The organism is Mesorhizobium sp. M7A.F.Ca.CA.004.04.2.1 (assembly GCF_004022825.1).
Lineage (GTDB): Bacteria > Pseudomonadota > Alphaproteobacteria > Rhizobiales > Rhizobiaceae > Mesorhizobium.
Map to the genome: position 1 here is coordinate 1 of NZ_RZPH01001154.1, position 1770 is coordinate 1770.

General features: G+C 58.4%; 4 protein-coding genes. All 4 read right to left on the minus strand.

Translation table 11 applies throughout. The features are described from left to right. Positions 1 to 70 precede the first annotated feature (70 nt). The 4 genes from EN893_RS32360 to EN893_RS32375 all read right to left on the minus strand — a co-directional run bounded on the left by EN893_RS32360 (position 71) and on the right by EN893_RS32375 (position 1484). Positions 71 to 235 carry a hypothetical protein gene (locus tag EN893_RS32360; protein ID WP_081738679.1) on the minus strand — a complete coding sequence of 55 codons (165 nt, stop codon included), beginning with the start codon at positions 233 to 235 and terminating at the stop codon, positions 71 to 73. Between the two features lie 152 nt (positions 236 to 387). Next, the gene (locus EN893_RS32365) at positions 388 to 588 is read right to left on the minus strand and encodes a KTSC domain-containing protein (RefSeq protein ID WP_127267421.1); all 201 of its coding nucleotides are present in this window, start codon (positions 586 to 588) and stop codon (positions 388 to 390) included. 80 nt (positions 589 to 668) lie between these two features. Next, positions 669 to 1103, minus strand: coding sequence for a GFA family protein (locus EN893_RS32370; RefSeq protein WP_127267420.1), 435 nt, complete (start codon positions 1101 to 1103; stop codon positions 669 to 671). An 81-nt stretch (positions 1104 to 1184) separates the two neighbouring features. Then, complete coding sequence (locus tag EN893_RS32375; protein WP_127267419.1) at positions 1185 to 1484, minus strand: PRC-barrel domain-containing protein; 300 nt, start codon at positions 1482 to 1484, stop codon at positions 1185 to 1187. Between the last annotated feature and the right edge of the window lie 286 nt (positions 1485 to 1770).

The following is a 1770-nucleotide window of genomic DNA, read 5'->3' on the forward strand; positions in this document are numbered from 1 at the left end:
CCCCCTTAATCCCGAATTGCCTGGCGGCCGATCCCCTGCAGGGGTCATGCAAGCCGGGCCTCAATGCGTCCTATCCTTCCGCCTTGAAGTTTCTGGCTTCTTTCTCGACCTTGGGGCTGTCCTTGCCATGCTTTTGCATAAGCTCCTTGGCCTGCTTGGGTGAGACGTCGGTGGTCTCTGCCAAGCGCAGCGCCTTCTTGTCCTTGCTTTCGGTCTTCTGCTTCTTGGCCGTCATGGCTCTTGAACTCCCTTGAAGCCTGTTCCGATCGATCTTTGCCGGTCCCGAGCATATCCAGATGAATTGTCATTGCCTGGTTTGCTTCGACGAGACGTCAACGAGACGATGCGGGTCAGGTTCCGTGCATCGTCTGCTCATGTCCGAACTTGTCACGCCACGCGGCGATACCGATGGCGATCTCGGATGAATTCATTGAAGAAGCGGCCTTTTGAGAAAGCTTTGGTGAAAGCGGCATAAGTTACCGGAGCAACATCCTCATAGTCGTAACGTTTGCCGCTCGGAACAAACCAGACCGAGAGGATCCTGGTGGCGGGGTCGTATTGTGCGTTTCGGATCACGGTCGATGGCATGGTGGCACCCGACGGGTCTGCCCGAATAACCCGTTAGCGATCGTCAGGTTCCGCCGATGCCCTCGCGCCTTGCACCGCGACTACCGGTCGCGCGGGTTGCCCAACTTCGGGTCGCGCTTCCTCGAATATCGGTCGATGCGTGGCAGGCTGTCATCAAACTCGATGTACGGTAGCCTCAGATCCCAATAGGCATGGGCTTGCGGCTGAAAACCTTCAGGTTTGTCAAGAAAACCGACCGTCACGTAGAACTCGTCCGGCAGACCTTCGTCGCTATAGCCTATCGAGCTTCCACAGTCCGGGCAGAACGTGCGGGTGACGCCTGGCGTTTTCGAAAAGGCCTTCGGTGTCCCTCTAAGAAGCTGAAATTGCTCAGGCCGGTAACCGACCCAGATTGTCATCGGACTTCCGATGGCCCGGCGGCAATCGTCGTCGTGATCGTAGCATATCCAGAAAGGCTCTCCGTCCATGGCTGCGGCGATCCCTCCGCAGAAGCAGGCTCCGGTCTCGCGCCGCATCGTCTGTCCATCCTGTCGCGCCCAAGGGACGTTCAGAGAGCGGCCAAGCGGCCGCTCCCGTTCAAGGTGAAGTCCTCGAAATCATGCATCGTGATGCTCGGGCATGCTCTTGAGCTGATCCTTGGTCCAGTTCGTCACCGCGTGAACGTCGCCGTCTTCATCGCGCATGAATTCCAACTGGCTCGCGGGAACGGCCACCGGCTTGGCACCTATGCCGAGAAAGCCGCCGACATCGATGACGACCTGACTGGCGGCTCCAGAGCCGTGGACGTGCGAAACGCTGCCGACCTTGTTGTCGTCCGCGTCGTAAATCGTGGCGTCTTCGAGAATGTCTGGTGTCAGTTCGGTGCTTGTGAGGCGTACGCGGTTGGTGTGATCCATCGTTCGAGACTCCTGTTGGGTGGAGTATTTGAACCTCTCAGCCGAGCAAACGTTCCGAAGAATTTCGGGGCGACGGACGGACGACGCAAGGACGCAAGAACCCTCAAATCAGCCTCGGGCCCGAATTGACTCGCAAAGCTCTGTACGGAAGCGTACAAAAGGAAATCGTCAGCAGCACAATTGGGCGCTGACGCTTGGGAGTGACCACCGCTCTTGCCCATCGCGAGGCATGGCGTTGCATGGCAAAGGCGCCCGAGCACCCCGGTCTGCCAGTAGACGCGATAAC